We start from the raw sequence: 21589 nt of genomic DNA, 5'->3' as shown, positions 1-21589 counted from the left end.
CCTCAGGCGTCGGCCCCCAGCCGCCGGGCCACGGTCCCGGGCAGCGGATAGACCCGCTCGGGCGGCAGCAGCCGCTGCGCCTGGGCGGCCCGCCCGTTCCTCCGCAGCCCGGCGATCCTGCGGACCGTCGGCGTCACGTCGGTGATCCCGGTGACCCACTCCTCGGCGAACGTACGGACCAGCCCGCGCCCCACCCCGACCTGGATGCTGTAGTGATTGAGCGCCGCCCCGCGCAGCGAACGCTCCGGGTCCCACTGGACGTGCACCTCGGCCCCGGCGACCGCCGCCGCACCGGCCGTCGTCGGCATCGCCCGCGACAGCGCCTCCTCCCAGCCCTCCCGGGTGATCCGCACCGCGAGGACACGTTCCTGGCCGGGCTTGCGCGCCCAGTTGCTGCGGTGCATCAGCCAGAGGAACGACGGCTTGATCCACGTCATCCGGCCGAACGAGAACGGCGGCACGAACCGCTGTGCCCGCAGGGCCGGATCGGCGATCGCCGGGGAGTACGCCTGGTACACCACGATCGTGCCGGGGTCGTAGTCGGCGCGTATCAGGTACTGGGAGGACATGCCCCGGAGGCTTTCACCCCATTGACCGCCAGGCGACCGGTTTTACCGCCGTCCGGACCGGGTGTGGACGCCGATTCCACGCGGAGGTGCGAGAGTTGTCCGCGTGGCAGGACGCGCCCGCCCCCACCGGTCCGCGCGGCGCGACGACGAGACGACGACGGGACACCTTCATGCCTCTCCAGGGAGAGTACGAGCCGAGCCCCCAGCAGTGGGTCCGCGACCAGGTCGAGCTGTTCGAGGGCTCCGGCGGCACCGAGGGCACCACGATGCGGGACATGCCCGTGATCATCCTCACCACCCGGGGAGCCCGCAGCGGGAAGATCCGCAAGACCCCGCTGATGCGGGTCGAGCACGACGGGACGTACGCCGTGGTCGCCTCGCAGGGCGGCGCCCCCACGCACCCGTTCTGGTACCACAACCTCGTGGCCGACCCGCGCGTCGAGCTCCAGGACGGCCCGGTGCGCCAGGACATGAACGCCCGCGAGGTCACCGGCGGGGAGAAGGACCTCTGGTGGCGGCGCGCGGTCGAGGCGTTCCCGGACTACGCCGACTACCAGCGCAAGACGGACCGGCAGATCCCTGTCTTCGTCCTCGAACCGGCCGCCCGGCCCCACTGATCCGGCCGGCCCCGGCCCACCCGGCCCGTCCGCCGGACGGCCGATCAGGACGCGCGCCCGCCCGGCCGGGCGCGCTCCAATGAACGGGTGACCGTGCCCCCGGACGACTGCCTCGCGCGCAACGAGTGGATCTGCGGGGCCTACCTCACCAGCCGTCGCGGGATCCTCCGGGACGCCGCGGTGCAGCACGTCCAGCTCACCGCGGTCTCGGTGCTCATCGGACTCGCCGTCGCCGTGCCGCTCGCCCTCGCGGCCCGGCGGTGGCGCTGGGCCGCGGGCCCCGTGCTCGGCCTGACGACCGTCCTGTACACCGTGCCGTCGCTCGCCATGTTCTCGCTGCTGCTGCCGGTCTACGGGCTCTCCGCCTCGCTCGTCGTCACCGGACTCGTGCTGTACTCGCTCACCCTGCTCGTCCGCAACATCCTCGCCGGACTGCGCGCCGTGCCCGAGGAGACCCGGCAGGCCGCCCGCGGCATGGGCTACGGGCCGCTGCGCCTGCTGCTCACCGTGGAACTGCCCCTCGCCCTGCCCGCCGCCATGGCCGGGGTGCGGATCGCGACCGTCTCCGCCGTCTCCCTGGTCACCGTCGGCGCGATCGTCGGCTACGGCGGACTCGGCAACCTCATCTACTCCGGGATGAACACCTACTTCAAGGCCCAGGTGCTCACCGCCTCCGTCCTCTGCGTCCTCATCGCCGTCACCGCCGACCTGCTGCTCCTGCTCGTCCAGCGACTGCTGACCCCCTGGACCCGGAGCAGGTCGTGACGACCCTCGCCGACGCCTGGTCCTGGCTCACCACAGGCGCGCACTGGTCCGGTGAGAACGGCATCACCCACCGACTGGGCCAGCACCTCTTCCTCACCGCCGTCTGCCTGCTGATCAGCAGCCTGATCGCGCTGCCCGTCGCCGTACTCCTCGGCCATCTCGGCCGGGGCGGCGCCCTCGCCGTCAACATCTCCAACATCGGCCGCGCCGTGCCCACCTTCGCCGTACTGGTGCTGCTGCTCCTCACCCCGATCGGCGGCCACGGCGACTGGCCGACCGTCGTCGCCCTGGTGCTCTTCGCCGTACCCCCGCTGCTCACCAACGCCTACGTCGGCATGCGGGAGGTCGACCGCGACGTGGTCCGGGCCGCCAGGGGCATGGGCATGACCGGCAGACAGCTGATACTGGGCGTCGAACTGCCGCTCGCCCTGCCGCTGATCCTCACCGGCGTACGGATCGCCGCCGTCCAGCTCGTCGCGACCGCCACCCTCGCGGCCCTGGCGGGCGGCGGCGGGCTCGGCCGGATCATCACGGCCGGATTCAACCTCGCCTCCACCCCGCAGGTGGTCGCCGGAGCGGTGCTCGTCGCGGCGTTCGCGCTGATCGTCGAAGGCCTCTTCGAGGCGGGCCGGCTGCTGGCCCCCGCCCGGCTCCGCGGCGAAGGACCACGATGAGGGCCCGTACCAAGGTCCCCGCGGTGCTGGTGCTGCTCTGGGCGGCCGCCTGCGCCACCGGGCCGGCCCTGGAGGACCGGGGCGCGGTCACCGCACCGCCGGGCGACAGCAGACACCTCACCATCGGCACGGCCGGATTCACCGAGAGCGACCTCCTCGCCCAGCTGTACGCGCTCCTGCTGGACCACGCCGGATACACCACGAGGATCATCTCCGTCACCAACCGGGAGATCTACGAACCGGCCCTGGAGAGCGGCCGGATCGACGTCGTACCCGAGTACGCCGCCACCTTCGCCGACTGGCTGAACGCCCGGAGCAACGGCCCCGACGCCGCCCCGGCCGGTTCACCCGACCTGGCCGCCACCATGAAGGCCCTGCGCGCGCTGGCCGTCCCCCGCGGACTCACCGTCCTCGACCCGGGCCGTGCCGTCGACCAGAACGCCTTCGCCGTCACCGCCGACTACGCGGCCCGCCACCATCTGCGGACCCTCACCGACCTGGGCCGCTCCGGGCTGCCGGTGCGCCTGGCGGCCGGTGACGAATGCGTGCAGCGGCCCTACTGCGCACCCGGACTGAAGAAGACGTACGGCATCCGGATCACCGCCGTGGACCCCAAGGGCGTCGGCACCACCCAGGCCAAGCAGGCCGTCCGCAACGGCGAGGACCAGATGGTGCTGACGACCACGACCGACGCCACGCTCGGCAGTTTCGGGCTCGTCCTGCTCGCCGACGACCGGCACCTCCAGAACGCCGACTACATCGTCCCCGTCGTCAACCGCGCCCGGGCCGGCAGCGAGGGCGTACGCACCGCGCTGGGCCGCCTCAACACCGTCCTGACCACCGCCGACCTGGCCCGGCTCAACGAACAGGTCGACAGCTGGCGGCGGCTGCCCGAAGACGTCGCGCGTACGTACCTGCGCTCCAAGGGCCTCGTCCCGGGCGGCTGAGCCCGCCGCTCGGCGTCGCCCACGGGAAGGAGAACGCCGGTACCGGGGGATCCGGGCCGGCGTCCGAGGCCTCAGGCGTCCGCGACCGAGTCGAACCGCACCTCGCCCCGGGCCACGCCCCGGGCGTCCGCGTCGACCGAGCGGCGCAGCGCCTCGTGGAGCCGGGCCGGGGTCAGCACGCCCAGGAAGCGGGCCCCGTCGAGGACCGCGACCCAGCCCGCGTCGTGCTGGAGCATCTCGCTGAACGCCTGCTTCAACGGCGCCCCGACCGGCACCCAGGCGTCCATCCGGCGGGCCAGTTCGCCGACCGTGCCGTGGTCCCCGGCGATCCGCAGCGCGTCCGCCGCCACCCAGCCGTGCAGCTCGCCCGCCCCGTTCAGCACCACCGCCCAGCGGGCGCCCGCGGCCCCCAGCCGGGCCGCCGCGACGCCGGCCGGCTCGTCCAGCCGGGCGACCGGCGGCTCCTCCAGGTCGGCCGGCTCGATCGCGGTGACCGAGAGCCGCTTCAGCCCCCGGTCGGCGCCCACGAACCGGGCCACGTAGGGGGTCGCGGGGGCGCCGAGCACGGCGCCCGGGGTGTCGAACTGCTCGATGCGGCCGGCCCCGTACACCGCGATCCGGTCGCCCATCCGGACCGCCTCCTCGATGTCGTGGGTGACCATCAGGACCGTCTTGCGGACCCGCGACTGAAGGCTCAGGAACTCGTTCTGCAGCCGCTCGCGCACCACCGGGTCGACCGCGCCGAACGGCTCGTCCATCAGCAGCACCGGCGGATCCGCGGCCAGCGCCCGCGCCACCCCCACCCGCTGGCGCTGCCCGCCGGAGAGCTGTGCGGGATAGCGGGAGCCGTACGTCCCGGGGTCCAGCCCCACCAGGTCCAGCAGTTCGGCCGCCCGTGCCCGGGCCCGCGCCCGTTTCCAGCCGACCAGTGAGGGGACGGTCGCCGTGTTGTCGAGGACGGTGCGGTGCGGGAAGAGCCCCACCTGCTGGATGACGTAGCCGATCCGGCGGCGCAGCCGCACCGGATCGACCCCGGAGATGTCCTCGCCGTCGAGGAGGATCCGGCCCGACGTCGGCTCGATCAGCCGGTTCACCATCATCATCGTGGTGGTCTTGCCACAGCCGGACGGACCCACCAGGGTGACCAGCTCCCCCTCCGCGACCTCGAAGGACAGGTCGTCGACCGCGCTGGTGCCGTCCGGATACACCTTCCCGACCTGCTCGAACCGGATCATGCCTGCACGGTAGGGAGGACCGGGGAACCCCGCACCCGGGCCGCGGCCGTCCGGGTCACGGCCGTGTGCTGAACTGTCCGTGGCACAACTGATTCAGGAGCACCTTGTGAGCAGCTACCGGCAACCCGGCATCGTCTTCACCGACCGCTACTTCACGGTCCCGCTCGACCACGGCGACCCCGGCGGTGAGCAGATCGAGATCTTCGGCAGGGAGGCCGTGGCGAGCGGCCGGACCGGCGAGGAGCTGCCGTGGCTGGTCTACCTGGAGGGCGGCCCCGGCTTCGGCGCCCGGCGTTTCGTCGGCGCGGAGGCGTGGCTCGGCCGGGCCGTCCAGGAATTCCGGGTGCTCCTGCTCGACCAGCGCGGCACCGGCCTCTCCACCCCCGCCAACCGGCAGACCCTGCCGCTGCGCGGCGGCCCGCGCGAGCAGGCCGACTACCTCACGCACTTCCGGTCCGACAGCATCGTGCGCGACTGCGAGCTGATCCGCCCGCAGCTCACCGGCGGTGAGCCGTGGACGGTCCTGGGCCAGTCCTTCGGCGGTTTCTGCGCCGTCCGCTACCTGTCGGCCGCGCCCGAGGGGCTGAAGGCCGTCCTCATCACCGGCGGGCTGCCCTCCCTCGACGCCCACGCCGACGACGTCTACCGCGCCGCGTACCCCCGGATCGAGCGCAAGGTCGCCGCCCACTACGCCCGCTACCCGCAGGACGTCGAGTGCGCCCGGAGGATCGCCGCCCACCTGCTGGAACACCCCGTCGAGAGCGCCGGGCACCGGCTGACCGCCGAGTCGTTCCAGTCGCTCGGCATCATGCTGGGCGGCGGCAGCGGCAGCCATCAGCTGCACTACCTGCTGGAGAACGCCTTCGTCCGCACCCCGCACGGCACCGAACTGTCCGACACCTTCCAGGAGGCCCTGCGGACCGCCACCTCCTTCGCCGGACACCCGCTCTACGCGCTGATGCACGAGGCGATCTACGGGCAGGACGCCCGGCCCACCGCCTGGTCCGCCGAGCGGGTCCGCGCCGAGTTCCCGCGGTTCGACGCCGCCGAGGCGCTGAAGGGCGACGGCCCGGTGCTGTTCACCGGCGAGAGCATCCACCCCTGGCACTTCGAGGCGGACCCGGCGCTGCGCCCGCTGCGCGAGACCGCCGAGCTGCTCGCCGCCCGCACCGACTGGGCCCCGCTGTACGACGGCGAGCGCCTGGCGGCCAACGAGGTGCCGGTCGCGGCGGCCGTCTACCACGACGACATGTACGTCGACACCGCGCACGCGCTGAGCACGGCCGCCGCGATCCGGGGCCTGCGCACCTGGGTCACCGACGAGTACGAGCACGACGGGGTGCGGGCGGGCGGCCCGAAGGTCCTGGACCGGTTGCTGGCCCTGGTCCGCGACGAGATCTGAGCGCGTCCACGACGCGCGGAGCCGGTCGCACCGTACGGTCCGGTGCGACCGGCTCCCAGTCCGAGGAACTGGTCAGGCGTGACGATTCTGCAGGGCGTGCAGCGTGTCGCCGAGCCCGGTGGCCGAGCGCGGCGCCCGGTTGTACGGCAGCTTCGACAGGACGGCCGCCATGCCGCAGGTGTTGGAGACGGCCGAGAACACCAGGCCGGAGCCGACCCCGGCGGAGAGCCAGCGCGCGGCGGGGAACCGCACCCCGGCGAGCAGCCCGGCCACCACGAGCGAACCGGCGGCGAGCCGGACCTGGCGCTCCATCGGCCAGGTCTTGCGCGCCCCGGCGGGCTGCTCGACGGCACGGCCCTCGGCCTCCCAGGCGGAGGTGCCGCCGGTGAGCGTCACGGCCTCGATGTCGGCGGCGGCGAGGATGTCGCAGGCGCGGGTGGAGCGGACGCCCGAGGCGCACACCAGGAGCAGCGGGCCCCGGACGGCGGCGGACTTCAGCGCGGGCACGGCCTCGGAGAGGCGGTCCAGCGGGACGTTCAGCGCGCCGGGGACGTGGCCGGAGGCGTACTCGCCGGGGGCGCGCACGTCGATCACGGTGAACTCCGCGAGACGGGCCGCGGCCTGGGCGGGGGAGAGGGAAGCGGGGCTGGTCACGAGCAGTGATTCCTTTCGTTCACCGGGAGAGGAGGGATGCGGTCCCTCCCTCCCCGGTCAGGTTAGAATACCCCTTGGGGTATTGAGGAGGAGGAATTGTGGAACTCGACATGGCGGCCGACGAACTGAAGTCGGTCCTCAACCGCCTTCGCCGGGCGCAGGGGCAGCTCACCGGGATCATCAAGATGGTCGAGGAGGGGCGCGACTGCGAGGACGTGATCACGCAGATGGCGGCCGTCTCCCGGGCGCTGGACCGGGCCGGGTTCGCGATCATCGCGACGGGGCTGCAGCACTGCATGGCCGACGGCGGGCAGGAGCCCGCGGACCGGGACCAGATGCGGGCCCGGCTGGAGAAGCTCTTCCTCTCGCTGGCCTGAGCCGGCCGGGGGCGGAGCGAGGGGAGGCGCGGATTCGTCCCGCGCCTCCCCTCCGCCGTGTTCCGCGCCACCGCGTCGACCCGGGCGTGTTCTACGCCACCGCGTCGACGAGCATGAAGACGGCCACGGCCAGCAGTACCACGCCGAAGATCCGTTGCAGGGCGGCCGTGGACACCTTCGCGGCCAGCCGCTTCCCGTCCCAGGCGCCGAGGATCGCCGCCGCCGTGAACGGGGCGATCACCGCCCAGTCCAGCACGGTGGGCGTGGTGAGCCGGGTGGCCAGCGCGGCCGTGGAGTTCACGATGATGACGAGGAGGCTGGTGCCGACCGCCGAGGTCATCGGCACGGCGACGACGGTGACCAGCGCGGGCACCACCAGGAAACCGCCGCCCACCCCGAGGAAGCCGGTCACCGCGCCGAGCCCGGCCCCGGTCCGGGCCACCCGCCCGGTGGACGAGGGGCGCGCGCCGTCCGGGGCGTCCGCTCCGGCGCGCGGCCGGATCATCCGTACGCCGGCGACCACCGCGAGCGCCGCGAAGGCGGCCGTCAGCGCCCAGGACGGGATGTGCGCCGACAGGGCCCCGGCGACCGCCGCCGGAACGAGTCCGGCCGCCGCGAAGAGCCCTCCGGTGCGCCAGCGGACACGGCCCTCGCGGGCGTGGGCGACCAGTCCGGTGAGCGAGGTCGCGATGACGATGAGCAGTGCGGCGGTGGTGGCCGCGGCCGGGGTGAACCCGAGCAGGTAGATCAGCGCGGGAACGGCGAGCACACTGCCCCCGCCGCCCAGCCCGCCGAGCGCCAGTCCGACCACGGCGCCGGCGATCAGCGCCACGACCAGGGCGGTCATATGGCGCCTCCGCTCAGGGCGGGGCCGGTGAGGCCCCGAGTGCGGCCGAGCGGGCACGGGCCCCCGGGGGTGCGGGTGAAGAACACGACGCGGCTCCTTCTGTGATGCTTTACCCCGGGGGGTATTACGGAACAAGGCTAACACCAATACCCCTAGGGGTATTTTTCCTGGGGTGGGGGCGTGCGGCGGGAGGCGGGTCTGCTCGCATCATTGACATGTAACGGCCATGATGTTGAATTCGGTGATGTTGTGTTGCGCGACTCTGATGACTTGAGTGATCAAGGGAGAATCAGTGACACCTCGCCCTTCCCGCCTCACCGCGCTCTCCACGGCGGCGGCCCTGCTCGTCGGCGGCCTGCTGGCCGCGACGCCGTCCGCCCGGGCGGACGGCCACCCCCGCCCCGCCGGCCCGGCGGCGGACAGCGCGTCGGTCCCCGCCATCACCCCGACCCCGCAGTCGGCGCGGGCCCGCACCGACCGGATCACCATCAGCCCGACCGTCACCGTGGTGGCGGGCGGGGCCTACGACGAGTCCGCCCTCCAGGTCGTGGAGAGCGCGCTGCGTCGGGCCGGTGCCCAGCGCGTCGTACGCGCCGACCGTCCCGCGCGCGGCGGCCTCACCGTCCACGTCGGCGACCCGGCCGCGCTCGCCGCGCAACGGATCGACGGCCCCTCCGCGCTGCCGGCCGAGGGGTACGTGCTCGGCGTCGGCGCCGACCGCATCGTCCTGGCGGGCAAGGACGCCACGGGCACCTACTACGCCGCCCAGACGCTCCGCCAGGTCCTGCCGCGCGCGAGCCGCCCGGGGACCACCGTCGCCGGACTCGCCGTACGCGACTGGCCCGGCACCGCGCTGCGCGGCACCATCGAGGGCTTCTACGGCACCCCCTGGTCGCACGAGGCCCGGCTCGACCAGCTCGACTACTACGGCGAGCACAAGATGAACATCTACGCCTACTCGCCGAAGGACGACGCCTACCTCCGCGCCAAGTGGCGCGACCCCTACCCGGCCGACCGGCTGGCGCAGATCCGGGAACTCGCCGACCGGGCGGCGGAGCGGCACGTGGAGTTCACCTACGCCCTCTCGCCCGGCCTCTCGGTCTGCTACAGCTCGGACGCCGACGCCAAGGCGCTGGCCGACAAGTTCCAGACGATCTGGGACGTCGGCGTACGCACCTTCGCGGTCCCGCTCGACGACATCAGCTACACCGACTGGAACTGCGCCGAGGACAAGGCCAAGTGGGGCACCGGCGGCGGTGCGGCCGGTGCGGCGCAGGCGTATCTGCTCAACCGGGTCAACCGGGAGTTCATCGCCACCCACCCCGGCGCGCAGCCGCTCCAGATGGTCCCGACCGAGTACTACGACGTCTCCGGCTCGCCGTACAAGAAGGCGCTGTCCGAACAGCTCGACCCGGACGTCCTCGTCGAGTGGACCGGCATCGGCGTCGTCGCGCCGACCATGACCGTGGCGCAGGCGGAGGCCGCCCGCACGGTCTTCGGCCACCCGATCCTCACCTGGGACAACTACCCGGTCAACGACTACACGACCAGCCGGCTGCTGCTCGGCCCGTTCACCGGGCGGGAGAAGGGGCTGCCCGGCAGGCTGGCCGGGATCACGGCTAACCCGATGATCCAGCCGTACGCCTCCAAGCTCGCGCTGTACACCGTCGCCGACTACGCGTGGAACGACGCGGCGTACGACCCGCGCACCTCCTGGGGCGCGGGTCTGAAGGAGTACGCGGGCGGCGACCCGCGCACCGAGAAGGCGCTGCGGGCCTTCGCCGACGTGAACTACAGCTCGGCCCTCGACAAGGCGCAGGCACCCGAGCTGGCGGCCGAGTTCGCCCGCTACTGGACGTCCGGCGACGCCGCCCGGCTCGGTGCGGCGCTCGACGCGCTCGGCGCGGCGCCCGCCCGGCTGCGCGCCGCCCTGCCGGACCGGGGCTTCGTCGCCGACGCCGCGCCCTGGCTGGACGCCACCGCGGCCTGGGCCACCGCCGCCCGCACCGCGCTGCGCATGGTGGAGGCGGCCCGCGCCGGCGAGGGCGCACGCGCCTGGGAGCTGCGGCAGCGGCTGCCCGCGCAGCTCGCCGGGGCGAAGTCCTTCACGTACACCGGACTCGACGGGCGCCGGGTGCCGGTGCTGGTCGGTGACGGCGTCCTGGACCGGTTCGTCGACGCGGCCACCGCCGAGCACGACCGGACCCTCGGCGTGAGCGGCCGGCCCACGGCCTCGACCAGCCTGGGCACGTACCAGAGCAACACCGCCGCCCGGATGCTGGACGGCGACGACACCACGTACTTCTGGAGCGACGGGGCGCCCGCCGCGGGCGACGGCGTCACCGTCGACCTCGGTCGGGTGCGGGAGCTGGGCACCGTCACCCTCGCGATGGGCAAGCCGGGCAGCACCGAGGACTACCTCCACCAGGGGGTGCTGGAGTATTCGTCCGACGGGCGGGAGTGGCGGCAGCTGACCGCCTTCTCCGGCACCCCGGACGTCACCGCCACCGCACCCGCCGGGACGACGGCGCGCTATGTGCGGGCCCGGGCCACGGCGGGCCAGGAGAACTGGCTGGTGGTACGGGAGTTCGGCATCCCGGCCGACGAGGCGGCGGTGACCGGCGGACCGCCCGCCGCCGAAGGGTCCTCGCTGCGCGCGGCGGCCGACGGGGACCCGGGCACCGTCTACCGGGCGGCCCGCGCGCCGGAGGCGGGGGAGGCGCTGGAGCTGGCGCTCGGTCAGGCCCGCGCGGTGCCCTTCGTCACCGTGCTGCAGGCGGCCGGGGCCACGGGCCGTGCCGACCTCCAGCTCCGTTCCGCCGACGGCACCTGGCACACGGCCGGCGCGGTCGACGGCCCGTACACCCGGGTGGACACGGCCGGGGCGGAGGCCGGCGCGGTGCGGCTCCTCTGGCGCTCCGGGACGTCCGCCCCGCAGGTCGCCGAAGTGGTGGCGGCCGAAGCGGACTGACGCCGCGCGTCGCGCGGCCCACGCGTCCGGCCCGGACCGAAGCCCTCTTCGGTCCGGGCCGGACGCATGGGCGGCCACGGGACCGGGCGAGTTGTTCCCAGAGAGGCAAGCAACCGCTTAGTATGCGCCGGAGCAGTGGTAATGCCGACAGCGTTGTGGAGGCCCCTGATGCAGGCATGGCGAGTGCACCGGAACGGCGAACCGAGCGAGGTGATGCGGCTGGAGGAGACCGGCGTGCCCGAGCCCGGCGAGGGGCAGGTGCTCGTCGACGTGCTCGCCGCGAACATCAACTTCCCCGACGCGCTGCTCTGCCGGGGCCAGTACCAGGTGCGGCCTCCGCTGCCCTTCACCCCCGGCGTGGAGATCTGCGGGCGCACGGCGGACGGGCGCCGCGTGCTCGCCACCCCGGCCCTGCCGCACGGCGGGTTCGCCGAGTACGCCCTCGTCGACGAGGCGGCCCTGCTGCCCGCCCCCGACACCCTCGACGACGCCGAGGCCGCCGCCCTGCACATCGGCTACCAGACCGGCTGGTTCGGCCTGCACCGCCGGGCGCACCTGAAGGCCGGCGAGACCCTGCTGGTGCACGCGGCGGCCGGGGGCGTCGGCAGCGCCGCCGTCCAGCTCGGCAAGGCCGCGGGCGCCACCGTCATCGGGGTCGTCGGGGGCCCGGAGAAGGCGAGGACCGCCGCGGAGCTCGGCTGCGACCTGGTCGTCGACCGCCGCACCGAGGACATCGTCGCCGCCGTCAAGGAGGCCACCGGCGGACGCGGCGCCGACGTGGTGTACGACCCGGTCGGCGGCGAGGCCTACGCCAAGTCCGTCAAGTGCGTCGCCTTCGAGGGCCGGGTGCTCGTCGTCGGCTTCGCGAGCGGGACCGTCCCCGCCCCGGCGCTGAACCACGCGCTGGTCAAGAACTACTCGATCCTCGGGCTCCACTGGGGCCTCTACAACACCAAGGACCCGGCCGCCGTCCGCGCCTGCCACGGCGAACTCACCCGGCTCGCAGCCGAGGGCGCCGTCCGCCCCCTGGTCAGCGAACGCGTCGGCCTCGACGGGGCGGCCGCCGCCGTCCAGCGCGTCGCCGACGGCAACAGCACCGGCCGGATCGCCGTACTTCCCCGAGGAGCCGCCCGATGACCGCACCCGACGCGGCGCAACTCCGCCGCCGCACCCAGGAGCTGCTGGCCGCGCACCCCCCGGCCACCACCGGCCGCACCGACTTCCTCCGGGCCCGCTTCGACGCCGGACTGGCCTGGGTCCACTACCCGGCCGGACTGGGCGGCCTCGACGCGCCCCGCTCCCTCCAGGGTGTCGTCGACGCCGAACTCGCCGCCGCGGGCGCCCCCGACAACGACCCGCGCCGGATCGGCATCGGCCTCGGCATGGCCGCCCCGACCATCCTCGGCTTCGGCACCGACGAGCAGAAGGAGCGCTTCCTGCGCCCGCTCTGGGTCGGCGAGGAGGTCTGGTGCCAGCTCTTCAGCGAACCCGGCGCGGGCTCCGACCTCGCCGCGCTCGCCACCCGCGCCGTGCGCGACGGCGAGGACTGGGTGGTCGACGGGCAGAAGGTCTGGACGTCCAGCGCCCATCTGGCCCGCTGGGCGATCCTGATCGCCCGCACCGACCCGGACGTGCCCAAGCACCGCGGGATCAGCTACTTCGTCTGCGACATGACCGCCCCCGGCGTCGAGGTCCGGCCACTGCGCCAGATCACCGGCGAGGCCGAGTTCAACGAGGTCTTCCTCACCGGCGTACGCATCCCCGACCACCACCGGCTCGGCCCGGTCGGCGAGGGCTGGAAGGTCGCGCAGACCACCCTGATGAACGAACGCGTCTCCATCGGCGGGGCCCGTGTCCCGCGCGAGGGCGGCATGATCGGCCCCGTCTCCCGCACCTGGCGCGAACGCCCCGAACTGCGCACCCACGACCTCCACCAGCGGCTGCTGACCCTCTGGGTCGAGGCCGAGGTGGCCCGGCTCACCGGCACCCGGCTGCGCCAGCAGCTCGTCGCCGGGCAGCCCGGCCCGGAGGGCTCCGGGATGAAGCTCGCCTTCGCCCGGCTCAACCAGGAGATCAGCGGCCTGGAGGTCGAACTGCTCGGCCAGGAAGGCCTGCTGTACGACGACTGGACCATGCGCAGGCCCGAACTCGTCGACTTCACCGGCCGGGACGCCGGCTACCGCTACCTCCGCTCCAAGGGCAACTCCATCGAGGGCGGCACCAGCGAGGTGCTGCTCAACATCGTCGCCGAGCGGGTGCTCGGCCTGCCCGCCGAGCCGCGCACCGACAAGGACGTCGCCTGGAAGGACCTCTCCCGATGACAGCACCGACCGCATCCGCCGACGGGACCGGCACGCCCGACCTGCTCTACTCGGAGGCCGAGGAGGACCTGCGGGCCGCGGTGCGCTCCCTCCTCGCCGACCGGGGCGACGTGCCCGCGCTGCTCGCCCGCGCCGAGACCGGCACCCCGTACGACCCGGAGCTCTGGCGGGCGCTGGCCGGCGGCATCGGCGCGGCGGGTCTGCTGGTGCCGGAGCGGTTCGGCGGCCAGGGCGCGAGCCACCGCGAGGCCGCCGTGGTCCTGGAGGAGCTGGGCCGGGCGGTGACCCCGGCGCCGTATCTGACCGGTGCGGTCGTCGCCGTCCAGACGCTGCTCGCGCTGGGCGAGCCCGCCGGGGCCGTCGCCGCACTGCTCGGCGGGATCGCCGAGGGACGCCGGGTCGCGGTACTCGCCGTGCCGTTCGCCGTCCACGCGCCCGAGGCGGTCCGGCCCGCGGCCGTGGTGGCGGGCCGGGTGGAGGGGAGCGTGACCGGTGTGGCCGACGCCGTGGCCGCCGATGTGCTGCTGGTGCCGACGACGGACGGCCTGTACGCGGTCGACACGGACGCCGAAGGGGTCGCCGTGACCCCGCTGGTGTCGCTCGACCTGACCCGCCCGCTCGCCGGCGTCACCCTCACCGGGGCCCCGGGAACCCGCCTCGCCGACGGCGCGGCGGCGGTCGACGCCGTACGCCGGGGCCTGCTGGCGGGCGCCGGACTGCTCGCCTCCGAACAGCTCGGCATCGCCGAATGGTGCCTGGCCGAGGCGGTCCGCCACACCCGCGAACGCCACCAGTTCAACCGGCCGGTCGGCTCCTTCCAGGCGCTCAAGCACCGCATGGCGCAGCTCTGGCTCGACGTCGTGTCGGCCCGCGCCGCCGCGCGCAACGCCGCCGACGCCCTCGCCACCGGCAGCGCCGGGGCGCCGCTCGCGGTGGCCGTGGCACAGGCGTACTGCTCAGGGGCCGCCGTGCACGCCGCGGAGGAGTGCGTCCAGCTGCACGGCGGGATCGGGATGACCTGGGAGCACCCGGCGCACCTGTACCTCAAGCGGGCCAAGGCCGACGCGATCGCGTACGGCACCGCGGGACGGCACCGCGCCACCGTCGCCGAGCTCATGGAGCTGCCCGCGCCCTGAACCGGCCCCCACCGGGCGAACGACGGCCGGCGGGCGGGCGGCGAACAAGTCAACTCTCGTGTGCGGTATGCCGGTTGGGGTGCGGACCGGCGCATACTCGGTCGCGTCCGCCCGTCCAGCCCTCGCTCCCGGGAGAACCCATGGCGCCCCCGACCCGCCGAAGCGTCGTCACCGCCGCGCTCGCCACCGCGGCCGCAGGCATCCTGCTGCCCCCGAGAACGGCCGCCGCGTCCCGCCCGGCACCCCGCCCCCGGGCGCTGCGCCGGGCCCACGCCCACAACGACTACCTGCACCCGCGCCCGCTGTACGACGCGCTCGACCACGGCTTCACCAGCGTCGAGGCGGACGTCTTCCTGGTGGACGGCGAACTGCTCGTCGCCCACGAGGCCACCGCCCTCGACCCCACCCGCACCCTCGCCTCGCTCTACCTCGACCCGCTGCTGGCCAGGGTCCGGGCCCACCGCGGCACGGTCCACCCCGGCTACCACGACCCCGTACAACTGCTGATCGACATCAAGACGGACGGCGCCGCCGCCTACCTCGCGCTCGACCGGCAGCTCCACCGCTACCGGTCCATGCTGACGTCGTACCACGACGGCCGGGTACGGCCCGGCGCCATCACCCCCGTCGTCTCCGGCGACCGCGCCGCCCGCGTCCCGATGGAGGCCCAGCGCACCCGCCACGCCTTCTACGACGGCCGCCCCGAGGACCTCGGCACCCGGGCCCCCGCGTCCTTCGCCCCGCTCATCAGCACCAGCTGGACCGACGTGTTCGACTGGCAGGGCACCGGCCCCTTCCCCGCCGCCGAGCGGGAGCGGCTGCGCTCCCTGGTCGTCCGGGCCCACCGGGAGGGCCGCCGCATCCGCTTCTGGGCCACCCCCGACGCCTCCGGGCCGGAACGGGAGGCGGTCTGGACCGAGCTGCTGGCCGCCGGGGTCGACCACCTCAACACCGACGACCTCGCCGGCCTGGAACGCTTCCTGCGCACCCACGACCGGAACCCCCGTGGCGGGGATGCCCGCCCCCGGGCATGACGGACGGTCACCCACCCGAACGGCGGACACGCCGGGGCACCGAACGGCCCCTCCGCTGCGCCAGACTGGCGGCCGTATGCCGCCTACCCGGCGCGGCGGAGGAGGTTGGCCATGGCTATTTCGATCTCACTGGTGGTGCTCCTGCTGATCCTGGCGGTGGTCTTCCTCCGCAACGGGCTGAAGCTCTCGCACGCGGTGGTCTGCGCGCTGCTCGGCTTCTTCCTCGCGGGTTCGAGCATGGGACCGACCATCCAGGACAGCCTGGCCGCCACGGCCGACGTCGTCGGCAGCCTGCGGCCCTGACCCCGGCGCGGGGCGCGGCGCACACCGCGCCCCGCACCGCCGTATCAGCCCCCGTCCTCGCCCGCCAGCCGGGAGCGGATGAGGAAGCGCACCCCCTCCGGGGCCTCCAGCGAGAAACCGCTGCCCCGCCCCGGCACCACGTCGACGATCAGCCGGGTGTGCGACCACAGCTCGTACTGGCTCCGCGACATCCAGAACGGGACCGGCTCCGCCACCCCCGCCACGTCGAGCGAGGCCACCAGCACGTCGGAGCCGCCGGTGCGGAACTCGCCGTCCTGGTAGCACATCGGCGCGCTGCCGTCGCAGCAGCCGCCCGACTGGTGGAACATCAACGGCCCGTGCAGCTCCCGCAGCCTCCGCAGCAGCTCCTCGGCGGCCGGGGTGAGCTCCACCGCCGCCGCGCCCGCCGGGCTCATCGCAGCGGCTCCGCGCTGAGGCCCGCCCAGGTGTAGCGGTGCTCGGGACGGCCGGTGTCGCCGTACTTGAGACTGAGCCGCAGCCGGCCCGCCCCCTCCAGGTACTTGAGATAGCGCTGAGCCGTCGAGCGGCTGAGCCCGGCACGGGCGGCGACCTCGTGCGCGGAGAGCGGCCCCTCGGCGGCCGACAGCACATGGCGGATCGCCTCGGCGGTGGGCGCCGAATGCCCCTTGGGCAGGCCGGACGACGGACCGGACTCGGCGGTGCGCAGGGCCCCGAAGATCTGGTCGACCTGCTCCTGCCCGGCCTCGCCCCGGCCGCCGCCCACCCCGTCGAGGGTCCGGCGCAGCGCCGCGTAACTCTCCAGCTTGGCCCGCAGACCGGAGAAGCTGAACGGCTTCACCAGGTACTGCAGGGCCCCGTACCGCATGGCGGTCCGCACGGTCGCCACGTCGCGGGCCGCGGTCACCATGATCACATCGGCCGGATGGCCGAGCTGGCGCAGCCGCCGCACCAGCGTCAGCCCCGTCTCGTCCGGCAGATAGTGGTCGAGCAGGACCAGATCGACCCGGTCGCGCTCCAGGAAGGCCAGGGCCTGTGCGGCGGTGTGCGCACGGGAGACCACCCGGAAGCCGGGGACCTTCGCCACGTACGCGGCGTTGATCTCGGCGACCCGGAAGTCGTCGTCCACCACCAGGACATCGATCATCGCGACTCTCCCACTTCTGTCAGGGGCCGGACGGTGAGTGCCTCGGGCAGGACGACGGTGAAGACCGCTCCGCCGCCCGCACGTGCCGTGACACGGGCCGCGCCACCGTAACGCTCGGCCAGCCGGCGCACCAGCGCCAGTCCCAGGCCGCGGCCGCGGTGCGCGGGTGACTCCTTGGTGGACCAGCCCTCGGTGAAGATGTGCTCGCGCATCGCGGGCGGCACCCCGGGGCCGTTGTCGCTGACCCGCAGGACCGCCGTGGAGCCCTCGGCCAGCAGCTCCACCTCGACGAGCGTCGCGACGTCCAGCGCGTTGTCGATGAGGTTGCCGAGCACCGTCACCAGGTCCCGCGGGTCCACCACCGCGTCCGGGAGCAGGGTGTTCGGCGAGACGCGCAGCTCCGCGCCCCGCTCCGCCGCGATGGCCGACTTGCCCACCAGCAGCGCCGACAGCAGCGGGTCGTTGACCCGCTCGGCGACCTGCTCCGCCGACGCCCGGTGGCCGCTGGTCACCTCCTCCACGAACTCCCGCGCGGCATCGGGCCGGCCCAGCTCCAGCAGCCCCAGCAGGGTGTGCAGCCGGTTGGCGTGCTCGTGGTCCTGGGCCCGCAGCGCGTCCAGCAGGCCGTGCGTGGAGTCCAGCTCGCGCCCCAGCAGCTCCAGCTCCGTACGGTCGCGCAGGGTCACCACCGCCCCGCCGTCCCCCGTGGGCATCCGGTTGGCGATCAGCACCCTGCCCCGGCACACCGTGATCAGGTTGTCGCCGTCCACCCGGCCCGCCAGCACATCGGCCATCCGGCCCGGCGGCAGCACCTCGCCCAGCGGACGGCCGACGGCGTCCCGGTCCAGCTCCAGCAGCCGCTGCGCCTCGTCGTTGAGCAGCCGGATCCGGCCCCGCGCGTCGAGGGCGAGCACGGCCTCGCGGATGCTGTGCAGCATCGCCTCGCGCTCGTCCAGCAGCGCCGAGATGTCGGCGAACGCGATGCCGTGGGTACTGCGCTGGAGGCGCCGCGAGACGGCCAGCGCGGCCAGTACGCCGACGGCGAGGGCCGTACCGGAGTAGAGCAGCAGCCCCGGAATGGTCCCCAGGAGCCGGTCGTGGACGCTGTCGTAGGCGATGCCCACCGAGACGGCGCCCACGATGCCTCCCCGCCGGTCGCGCAGCGGGACCTTGGCCCGGGCCGACCTGCCCAGGGTGCCGTCGTCGATCTGCATGATCTCCCGGCCGCCCAGCGCCGTGCTGGGGTCGGTGGAGACGTGCCTGCCGATCTGCCCGGTCTCGGTGTGCGACCAGCGCACCCCGCGGGTGTCCATGACGACGATGTACAGCGCCCCGGTGGCCCGCCGGATGCGCTCGGCCTCGGTCTGCACCGGTCCGCCGGGGGTGGGGTCGGTGGTGAGCAGTTCGTCGACCAGTCCGGGTTCGGCCGCCGTGGTCTGGGCGATGGACAGGGCCTGGTGCATCGCCTGGTTGTCGAGCTGGCGGCTGAGCGGGGCGAGGAAGAGCCCCGTGACGAGCATGATCACCCCGGTGGTGATGGCCACCTGGGTGAGGAGCACCTGGGCGAAGACACGGCGGGGCCAGTGGATGCGCATGTGCTCGCCCTCTGTCTTCCGCTCGTGTGGAACATGTTGCTCCGTTTCGCCCTCGTGTGAACGCAACGTAAACGCCGGGGTCGCCGATGACCAGTCCTCGTGGCGCATTCGTTGTCCTGCCGCGAGCAGAACGAGCAGAACCCCGGGTTATGGGCAGAACCGGGAGTTGTGGGCGCAAGGCTCCCCGGCCCCCCGGGGCCGCCTCTAGCGTCCCGCCCCATGAACAGCGAAACGAGCCCCGCCATCGAGCTGCGGGGGGCGAGCAAAGCGTTCCGGACTCCGTCGGGGGCGCTCCACACCGCCGTACGCGATCTGGACCTGACTGTCGGGCGCGGCGAGTTCGTCGCCGTCGTCGGACCCACCGGATGCGGCAAGTCGACCACGCTGACCCTGGTCAGCGGCCTGGAGGAGCCCACCGAGGGCGAGGTGCTGGTGGCCGGGGAGCCGGTGCGCGGCATCGGTGACAAGGTCGGCTTCGTCTTCCAGCAGGACGCGGTCTTCCCCTGGCGGACCGTGCTGTCCAACGTGATGGCGGGGCCCCGGTTCCGAGGGGTGCCCAAGGCCGAGGCGAAGGAGCGGGCCCGGGAGTGGCTCGCCCGGGTCGGCCTCGCCTCCTTCGAGGACCGCTACCCGCACCAGCTCTCCGGCGGCCAGCGCAAGCGCGTCGCCCTCGCGGCCACCTTCGTCAACGACCCCGAGATCCTGCTCATGGACGAGCCGTTCTCGGCGCTGGACGTGCAGACCAGGGCCCTGATGTCGGACGAGCTGCTGGAGCTGTGGGCCGGGACGGGCGCCTCCGTCGTCTTCGTCACCCACGACCTGGAGGAGTCCATCGCGCTGGCCGACAAGGTCGTGGTCATGACCGCCGGACCGGCCACGGTCAAGGAGGTCTTCGAGATCGACCTGCCCCGCCCCCGCAAGGTCGAGCAGGTGCGGCTGGAGCCCCGGTTCATCGAGATCTACCGGGAGATCTGGTCCTCGCTCGGCGAAGAAGTCCGCATCACCCGCGAGAGGGGTGCCCGCGATGTCGCCTGACACCATCACGGCCAGGGCCGAGGCCGGCCCCGTCGGCAAGTCGGACCGGGCACGGGCCAGGGCGCGGGCCGCCCGGAACCGCGCGTACCTGGTCACGGGGAGCCGGATCGCGGTGCTCCTCGCGGTCGTCGGACTGTGGGAGTGGCTGGCCCGCACGGGCGTCATCGACCCGTTCAACTTCTCCATGCCCTCGAAGATCTGGGAGCAGATCCGCACCTGGGTCGTGGACGGCACCGCCCAGGGCCCGCTCTGGGAGCAGATCTGGTACACGCTCTACGAGGCCCTGCTCGGCTGGGTCATCGGTGTCGTCGCCGGTGTGCTGCTCGGGATCGCGCTGGGCCGGGTGCGGTTCGCCGCCGATGTCCTCGGCCCGTACATCAAGGTGCTCAACGCGCTGCCCCGGATCGTGCTCGCGCCGATCTTCCTCATCTGGTTCGGCCTCGGACCGGCCTCGAAGGTGGCCTCCGCGGTCGTCCTGGTCTTCTTCCCCGTCTTCTTCAACGCCTTCCAGGGGGCGCGGGAGGTCGACCGGAACCTCGTCGCCAACTCCCGCATCCTGGGCGCCAGCAACCGGCAGGTCACCCTCCAGGTGGTGATCCCCTCCGCCACGTCGTGGATCTTCACCAGCCTGCACGTCAGCTTCGGCTTCGCGCTCATCGGGGCGATCGTCGGCGAGTACATCGGCGCGACCAAGGGGCTCGGGCTGCTGGTCGCCGCCTCCCAGGGCACGTTCAACGCCGCCGGCGTCTACGCCGCGATGGTCATCCTCGCGGTCGTCGCGCTGCTGGCCGAGGGGCTGCTCACCTTCCTGGAGAAACGGCTCTTCCGCTGGAAGCCCGCCGACGCCGACAGCCCCCGCTGACGCCCCCTTTTCCCGTACCCGTACCTCTTTTCACAAGGACGTGCATCAGATGCGTACATCCCTCCGTGTTCCCGCCCTGGCCGTCGCCGGTGTGCTCGCCCTGACCAGCCTCACCGCCTGCGGCGGCAAGGACTCCGGTTCTGCGGGCAAGGGCGACCAGGTCAAGATCATGGTCGGCGGCCTCGACAAGGTCATCTACCTCCCCGCGATGCTCACCGAGCGGCTCGGCTACTTCGAGGACGAGGGCGTCTCCGTACAGCTCCTCACCGAACCCGCCGGTGTGCAGGCGGAGACGGCCCTGGTCTCCGGCGACGTCCAGGGCACCGTGGGCTTCTACGACCACACCCTCGACCTCCAGGTGAAGGGCAAGCAGGTCGAATCCGTCGTCCAGTTCTCGCAGGCCCCCGGCGAGGTCGAGATCGTCTCCAACCAGGCGGCCGACACCCTGAAGTCGGCGAAGGACTTCAAGGGCAAGAAGCTCGGTGTGACCGGCATCGGCTCCTCCACCGACTTCCTCACCAAGTACCTCGCCGTCAGCAACGGGGTGCGGACCAGCGAGTTCTCCCCGGTCGCGGTCGGCGCCGGGCAGACGTTCATCTCCGCCCTCCAGCAGGGCTCCATCCAGGGCGGGATGACCACCGACCCGACGGTCGCCACCATCCTGGACAAGAAGCTCGGCAAGGTCCTCATCGACATGCGGACCCCGGAGGGCTCCAAGGAGGCGCTCGGCGGGCTCTACCCCTCGTCCAGCCTGTACATGCAGACCGAGTGGGTGAACAGCCACAAGGAGACCGTCCAGAAGCTGGCCAACGCCTTCGTCCGGACGCTGAAGTGGATGTCCACGCACAGCGCGGACGAGATCGCCGAGAAGATGCCCGCGGACTACGCCCAGGGCGGCGGCAAGGCCCTGTACGCCCAGGCCATCAAGAGCACGCTGCCCATGTTCACCACGGACGGCGTCATGCCCGCGGACGGCCCCGCGACCGTCGAGCGGGTCCTGAAGGCGTTCAACCCGAACCTGAAGGACGCGAAGGTGGACCTCGCCAAGACGTACACCACGGAGTTCGTCGACAAGGCGAAGTGATCCGCCCGGCCGGTCCGGTCCGTCCCCGTGGACGA

General features: G+C 73.4%; 22 protein-coding genes. 15 read left to right on the top strand and 7 right to left on the bottom strand.

The window, feature by feature from the left end; translation table 11 throughout:
• Positions 1–2: 2 nt before the first annotated feature.
• On the bottom strand, positions 3–569 hold the full coding sequence (locus ACIQGQ_RS27470) for a DUF4291 domain-containing protein (protein ID WP_402400277.1): 567 nt from the start codon (positions 567–569) through the stop codon (positions 3–5).
• A gap of 170 nt (positions 570–739) precedes the next feature.
• Between ACIQGQ_RS27470 and ACIQGQ_RS27465 the strand changes: the two genes are divergently transcribed.
• The 4 genes from ACIQGQ_RS27465 (at position 740) to ACIQGQ_RS27450 (ending at position 3572) form a co-directional block, all read left to right on the top strand.
• Positions 740–1186, top strand: a complete 447-nt coding sequence (locus ACIQGQ_RS27465; RefSeq protein ID WP_402400274.1) for a nitroreductase family deazaflavin-dependent oxidoreductase — start codon at positions 740–742, stop codon at positions 1184–1186.
• An 87-nt stretch (positions 1187–1273) separates the two neighbouring features.
• The gene (locus ACIQGQ_RS27460) at positions 1274–1951 is read left to right on the top strand and encodes an ABC transporter permease (RefSeq protein WP_402400271.1); all 678 of its coding nucleotides are present in this window, start codon (positions 1274–1276) and stop codon (positions 1949–1951) included.
• Positions 1948–2625: an ABC transporter permease gene (locus ACIQGQ_RS27455; RefSeq protein ID WP_402400268.1), complete on the top strand. Its 678-nt coding sequence runs from the start codon at positions 1948–1950 to the stop codon at positions 2623–2625. Before ACIQGQ_RS27460 ends, ACIQGQ_RS27455 begins: the two co-directional genes overlap by 4 nt.
• Positions 2622–3572 (top strand): ABC transporter substrate-binding protein, encoded by a 951-nt coding sequence (locus ACIQGQ_RS27450; protein WP_402400265.1) that lies wholly within the window; start codon positions 2622–2624, stop codon positions 3570–3572. Before ACIQGQ_RS27455 ends, ACIQGQ_RS27450 begins: the two co-directional genes overlap by 4 nt.
• Positions 3573–3643: 71 nt before the next feature.
• Here the strand turns inward: ACIQGQ_RS27450 and ACIQGQ_RS27445 are convergent, their stop codons facing one another.
• On the bottom strand, positions 3644–4807 hold the full coding sequence (locus tag ACIQGQ_RS27445; protein WP_402400262.1) for an ABC transporter ATP-binding protein: 1164 nt from the start codon (positions 4805–4807) through the stop codon (positions 3644–3646).
• Positions 4808–4913: 106 nt separating this feature from the next.
• Here ACIQGQ_RS27445 and ACIQGQ_RS27440 point away from each other — a divergent pair, with 106 nt between their 5' ends.
• Positions 4914–6209, top strand: coding sequence for an alpha/beta fold hydrolase (locus tag ACIQGQ_RS27440; protein WP_402400259.1), 1296 nt, complete (start codon positions 4914–4916; stop codon positions 6207–6209).
• Between the two features lie 72 nt (positions 6210–6281).
• Here the strand turns inward: ACIQGQ_RS27440 and ACIQGQ_RS27435 are convergent, their stop codons facing one another.
• A complete protein-coding gene (locus ACIQGQ_RS27435; RefSeq protein WP_402400256.1) occupies positions 6282–6863 on the bottom strand; it encodes a rhodanese-like domain-containing protein in 582 nt (193 codons plus the stop codon).
• 98 nt (positions 6864–6961) lie between these two features.
• Between ACIQGQ_RS27435 and ACIQGQ_RS27430 the strand changes: the two genes are divergently transcribed.
• Positions 6962–7240: a metal-sensitive transcriptional regulator gene (locus tag ACIQGQ_RS27430; RefSeq protein WP_366294028.1), complete on the top strand. Its 279-nt coding sequence runs from the start codon at positions 6962–6964 to the stop codon at positions 7238–7240.
• A gap of 91 nt (positions 7241–7331) precedes the next feature.
• On the opposite strand, the gene ACIQGQ_RS27425 is transcribed toward ACIQGQ_RS27430, so the two are convergent.
• Positions 7332–8087, bottom strand: coding sequence for a sulfite exporter TauE/SafE family protein (locus tag ACIQGQ_RS27425; protein WP_402400254.1), 756 nt, complete (start codon positions 8085–8087; stop codon positions 7332–7334).
• Positions 8088–8379: 292 nt separating this feature from the next.
• Here ACIQGQ_RS27425 and ACIQGQ_RS27420 point away from each other — a divergent pair, with 292 nt between their 5' ends.
• From ACIQGQ_RS27420 to ACIQGQ_RS27395, 6 genes are all read left to right on the top strand, one after another.
• Entirely contained in the window at positions 8380–11058 is a 2679-nt protein-coding gene (locus ACIQGQ_RS27420) for a beta-N-acetylglucosaminidase domain-containing protein (RefSeq protein ID WP_402400251.1), read from the top strand.
• Positions 11059–11226: 168 nt separating this feature from the next.
• A complete protein-coding gene (locus ACIQGQ_RS27415; RefSeq protein WP_402400248.1) occupies positions 11227–12195 on the top strand; it encodes an NADPH:quinone oxidoreductase family protein in 969 nt (322 codons plus the stop codon).
• Entirely contained in the window at positions 12192–13379 is a 1188-nt protein-coding gene (locus tag ACIQGQ_RS27410; protein ID WP_402400245.1) for an acyl-CoA dehydrogenase family protein, read from the top strand. Before ACIQGQ_RS27415 ends, ACIQGQ_RS27410 begins: the two co-directional genes overlap by 4 nt.
• Positions 13376–14515, top strand: a complete 1140-nt coding sequence (locus tag ACIQGQ_RS27405; RefSeq protein ID WP_402400242.1) for an acyl-CoA dehydrogenase family protein — start codon at positions 13376–13378, stop codon at positions 14513–14515. The genes ACIQGQ_RS27410 and ACIQGQ_RS27405 overlap by 4 nt, the downstream gene beginning before the upstream one ends.
• Positions 14516–14655: 140 nt before the next feature.
• Positions 14656–15549 carry a phosphatidylinositol-specific phospholipase C/glycerophosphodiester phosphodiesterase family protein gene (locus ACIQGQ_RS27400; RefSeq protein ID WP_402400239.1) on the top strand — a complete coding sequence of 298 codons (894 nt, stop codon included), beginning with the start codon at positions 14656–14658 and terminating at the stop codon, positions 15547–15549.
• Between the two features lie 111 nt (positions 15550–15660).
• On the top strand, positions 15661–15852 hold the full coding sequence (locus tag ACIQGQ_RS27395) for a hypothetical protein (protein WP_352276578.1): 192 nt from the start codon (positions 15661–15663) through the stop codon (positions 15850–15852).
• A gap of 44 nt (positions 15853–15896) precedes the next feature.
• Here ACIQGQ_RS27395 and ACIQGQ_RS27390 read toward each other — a convergent pair whose 3' ends face one another.
• Genes ACIQGQ_RS27390 through ACIQGQ_RS27380 form a run of 3 tightly spaced genes read right to left on the bottom strand, consistent with a single transcriptional unit; the run spans position 15897 to position 18573 of the window.
• Positions 15897–16268 (bottom strand): DUF779 domain-containing protein, encoded by a 372-nt coding sequence (locus ACIQGQ_RS27390; RefSeq protein WP_402400236.1) that lies wholly within the window; start codon positions 16266–16268, stop codon positions 15897–15899.
• Positions 16265–16978 (bottom strand): response regulator, encoded by a 714-nt coding sequence (locus tag ACIQGQ_RS27385; RefSeq protein WP_402400233.1) that lies wholly within the window; start codon positions 16976–16978, stop codon positions 16265–16267. The genes ACIQGQ_RS27390 and ACIQGQ_RS27385 overlap by 4 nt, the downstream gene beginning before the upstream one ends.
• Entirely contained in the window at positions 16975–18573 is a 1599-nt protein-coding gene (locus ACIQGQ_RS27380) for an ATP-binding protein (RefSeq protein WP_402400231.1), read from the bottom strand. Before ACIQGQ_RS27380 ends, ACIQGQ_RS27385 begins: the two co-directional genes overlap by 4 nt.
• 219 nt (positions 18574–18792) lie before the next feature.
• On the opposite strand from ACIQGQ_RS27380, the gene ACIQGQ_RS27375 reads away from it, so the two are divergent.
• From ACIQGQ_RS27375 to ACIQGQ_RS27365, 3 genes are read left to right on the top strand one after another with little or no spacing between them, the layout of a single operon-like run.
• Positions 18793–19608: an ABC transporter ATP-binding protein gene (locus tag ACIQGQ_RS27375; protein ID WP_402400228.1), complete on the top strand. Its 816-nt coding sequence runs from the start codon at positions 18793–18795 to the stop codon at positions 19606–19608.
• Positions 19598–20470: an ABC transporter permease gene (locus tag ACIQGQ_RS27370; protein ID WP_402400225.1), complete on the top strand. Its 873-nt coding sequence runs from the start codon at positions 19598–19600 to the stop codon at positions 20468–20470. Before ACIQGQ_RS27375 ends, ACIQGQ_RS27370 begins: the two co-directional genes overlap by 11 nt.
• Positions 20471–20519: 49 nt before the next feature.
• Entirely contained in the window at positions 20520–21554 is a 1035-nt protein-coding gene (locus ACIQGQ_RS27365; protein ID WP_402400222.1) for an ABC transporter substrate-binding protein, read from the top strand.
• Positions 21555–21589: the final 35 nt, after the last annotated feature.

Origin of the sequence: Streptomyces sp. NPDC092952, assembly GCF_044754785.1 — a bacterium.
Taxonomy (GTDB): Bacteria; Actinomycetota; Actinomycetes; order Streptomycetales; family Streptomycetaceae; genus Streptomyces.
This window is presented reverse-complemented; position numbering and strand designations above follow the sequence as displayed.

Excerpts from the sequence above, each read along its gene's own strand:
- ACIQGQ_RS27470 (WP_402400277.1), bottom strand. The coding sequence starts at position 569 with ATGTCCTCCCAGTACCTGATACGCGCCGACTACGACCCCGGCACGATC.
- ACIQGQ_RS27465 (WP_402400274.1), top strand. The coding sequence starts at position 740 with ATGCCTCTCCAGGGAGAGTACGAGCCGAGCCCCCAGCAGTGGGTCCGC.
- ACIQGQ_RS27450 (WP_402400265.1), top strand. The coding sequence starts at position 2,622 with ATGAGGGCCCGTACCAAGGTCCCCGCGGTGCTGGTGCTGCTCTGGGCG.
- ACIQGQ_RS27445 (WP_402400262.1), bottom strand. The coding sequence starts at position 4,807 with ATGATCCGGTTCGAGCAGGTCGGGAAGGTGTATCCGGACGGCACCAGC.
- ACIQGQ_RS27425 (WP_402400254.1), bottom strand. The coding sequence starts at position 8,087 with ATGACCGCCCTGGTCGTGGCGCTGATCGCCGGCGCCGTGGTCGGACTG.
- ACIQGQ_RS27415 (WP_402400248.1), top strand. The coding sequence starts at position 11,227 with ATGCAGGCATGGCGAGTGCACCGGAACGGCGAACCGAGCGAGGTGATG.
- ACIQGQ_RS27410 (WP_402400245.1), top strand. The coding sequence starts at position 12,192 with ATGACCGCACCCGACGCGGCGCAACTCCGCCGCCGCACCCAGGAGCTG.
- ACIQGQ_RS27405 (WP_402400242.1), top strand. The coding sequence starts at position 13,376 with ATGACAGCACCGACCGCATCCGCCGACGGGACCGGCACGCCCGACCTG.
- ACIQGQ_RS27400 (WP_402400239.1), top strand. The coding sequence starts at position 14,656 with ATGGCGCCCCCGACCCGCCGAAGCGTCGTCACCGCCGCGCTCGCCACC.
- ACIQGQ_RS27395 (WP_352276578.1), top strand. The coding sequence starts at position 15,661 with ATGGCTATTTCGATCTCACTGGTGGTGCTCCTGCTGATCCTGGCGGTG.
- ACIQGQ_RS27390 (WP_402400236.1), bottom strand. The coding sequence starts at position 16,268 with ATGAGCCCGGCGGGCGCGGCGGCGGTGGAGCTCACCCCGGCCGCCGAG.
- ACIQGQ_RS27385 (WP_402400233.1), bottom strand. The coding sequence starts at position 16,978 with ATGATCGATGTCCTGGTGGTGGACGACGACTTCCGGGTCGCCGAGATC.
- ACIQGQ_RS27380 (WP_402400231.1), bottom strand. The coding sequence starts at position 18,573 with ATGCGCATCCACTGGCCCCGCCGTGTCTTCGCCCAGGTGCTCCTCACC.
- ACIQGQ_RS27375 (WP_402400228.1), top strand. The coding sequence starts at position 18,793 with ATGAACAGCGAAACGAGCCCCGCCATCGAGCTGCGGGGGGCGAGCAAA.
- ACIQGQ_RS27370 (WP_402400225.1), top strand. The coding sequence starts at position 19,598 with ATGTCGCCTGACACCATCACGGCCAGGGCCGAGGCCGGCCCCGTCGGC.
- ACIQGQ_RS27365 (WP_402400222.1), top strand. The coding sequence starts at position 20,520 with ATGCGTACATCCCTCCGTGTTCCCGCCCTGGCCGTCGCCGGTGTGCTC.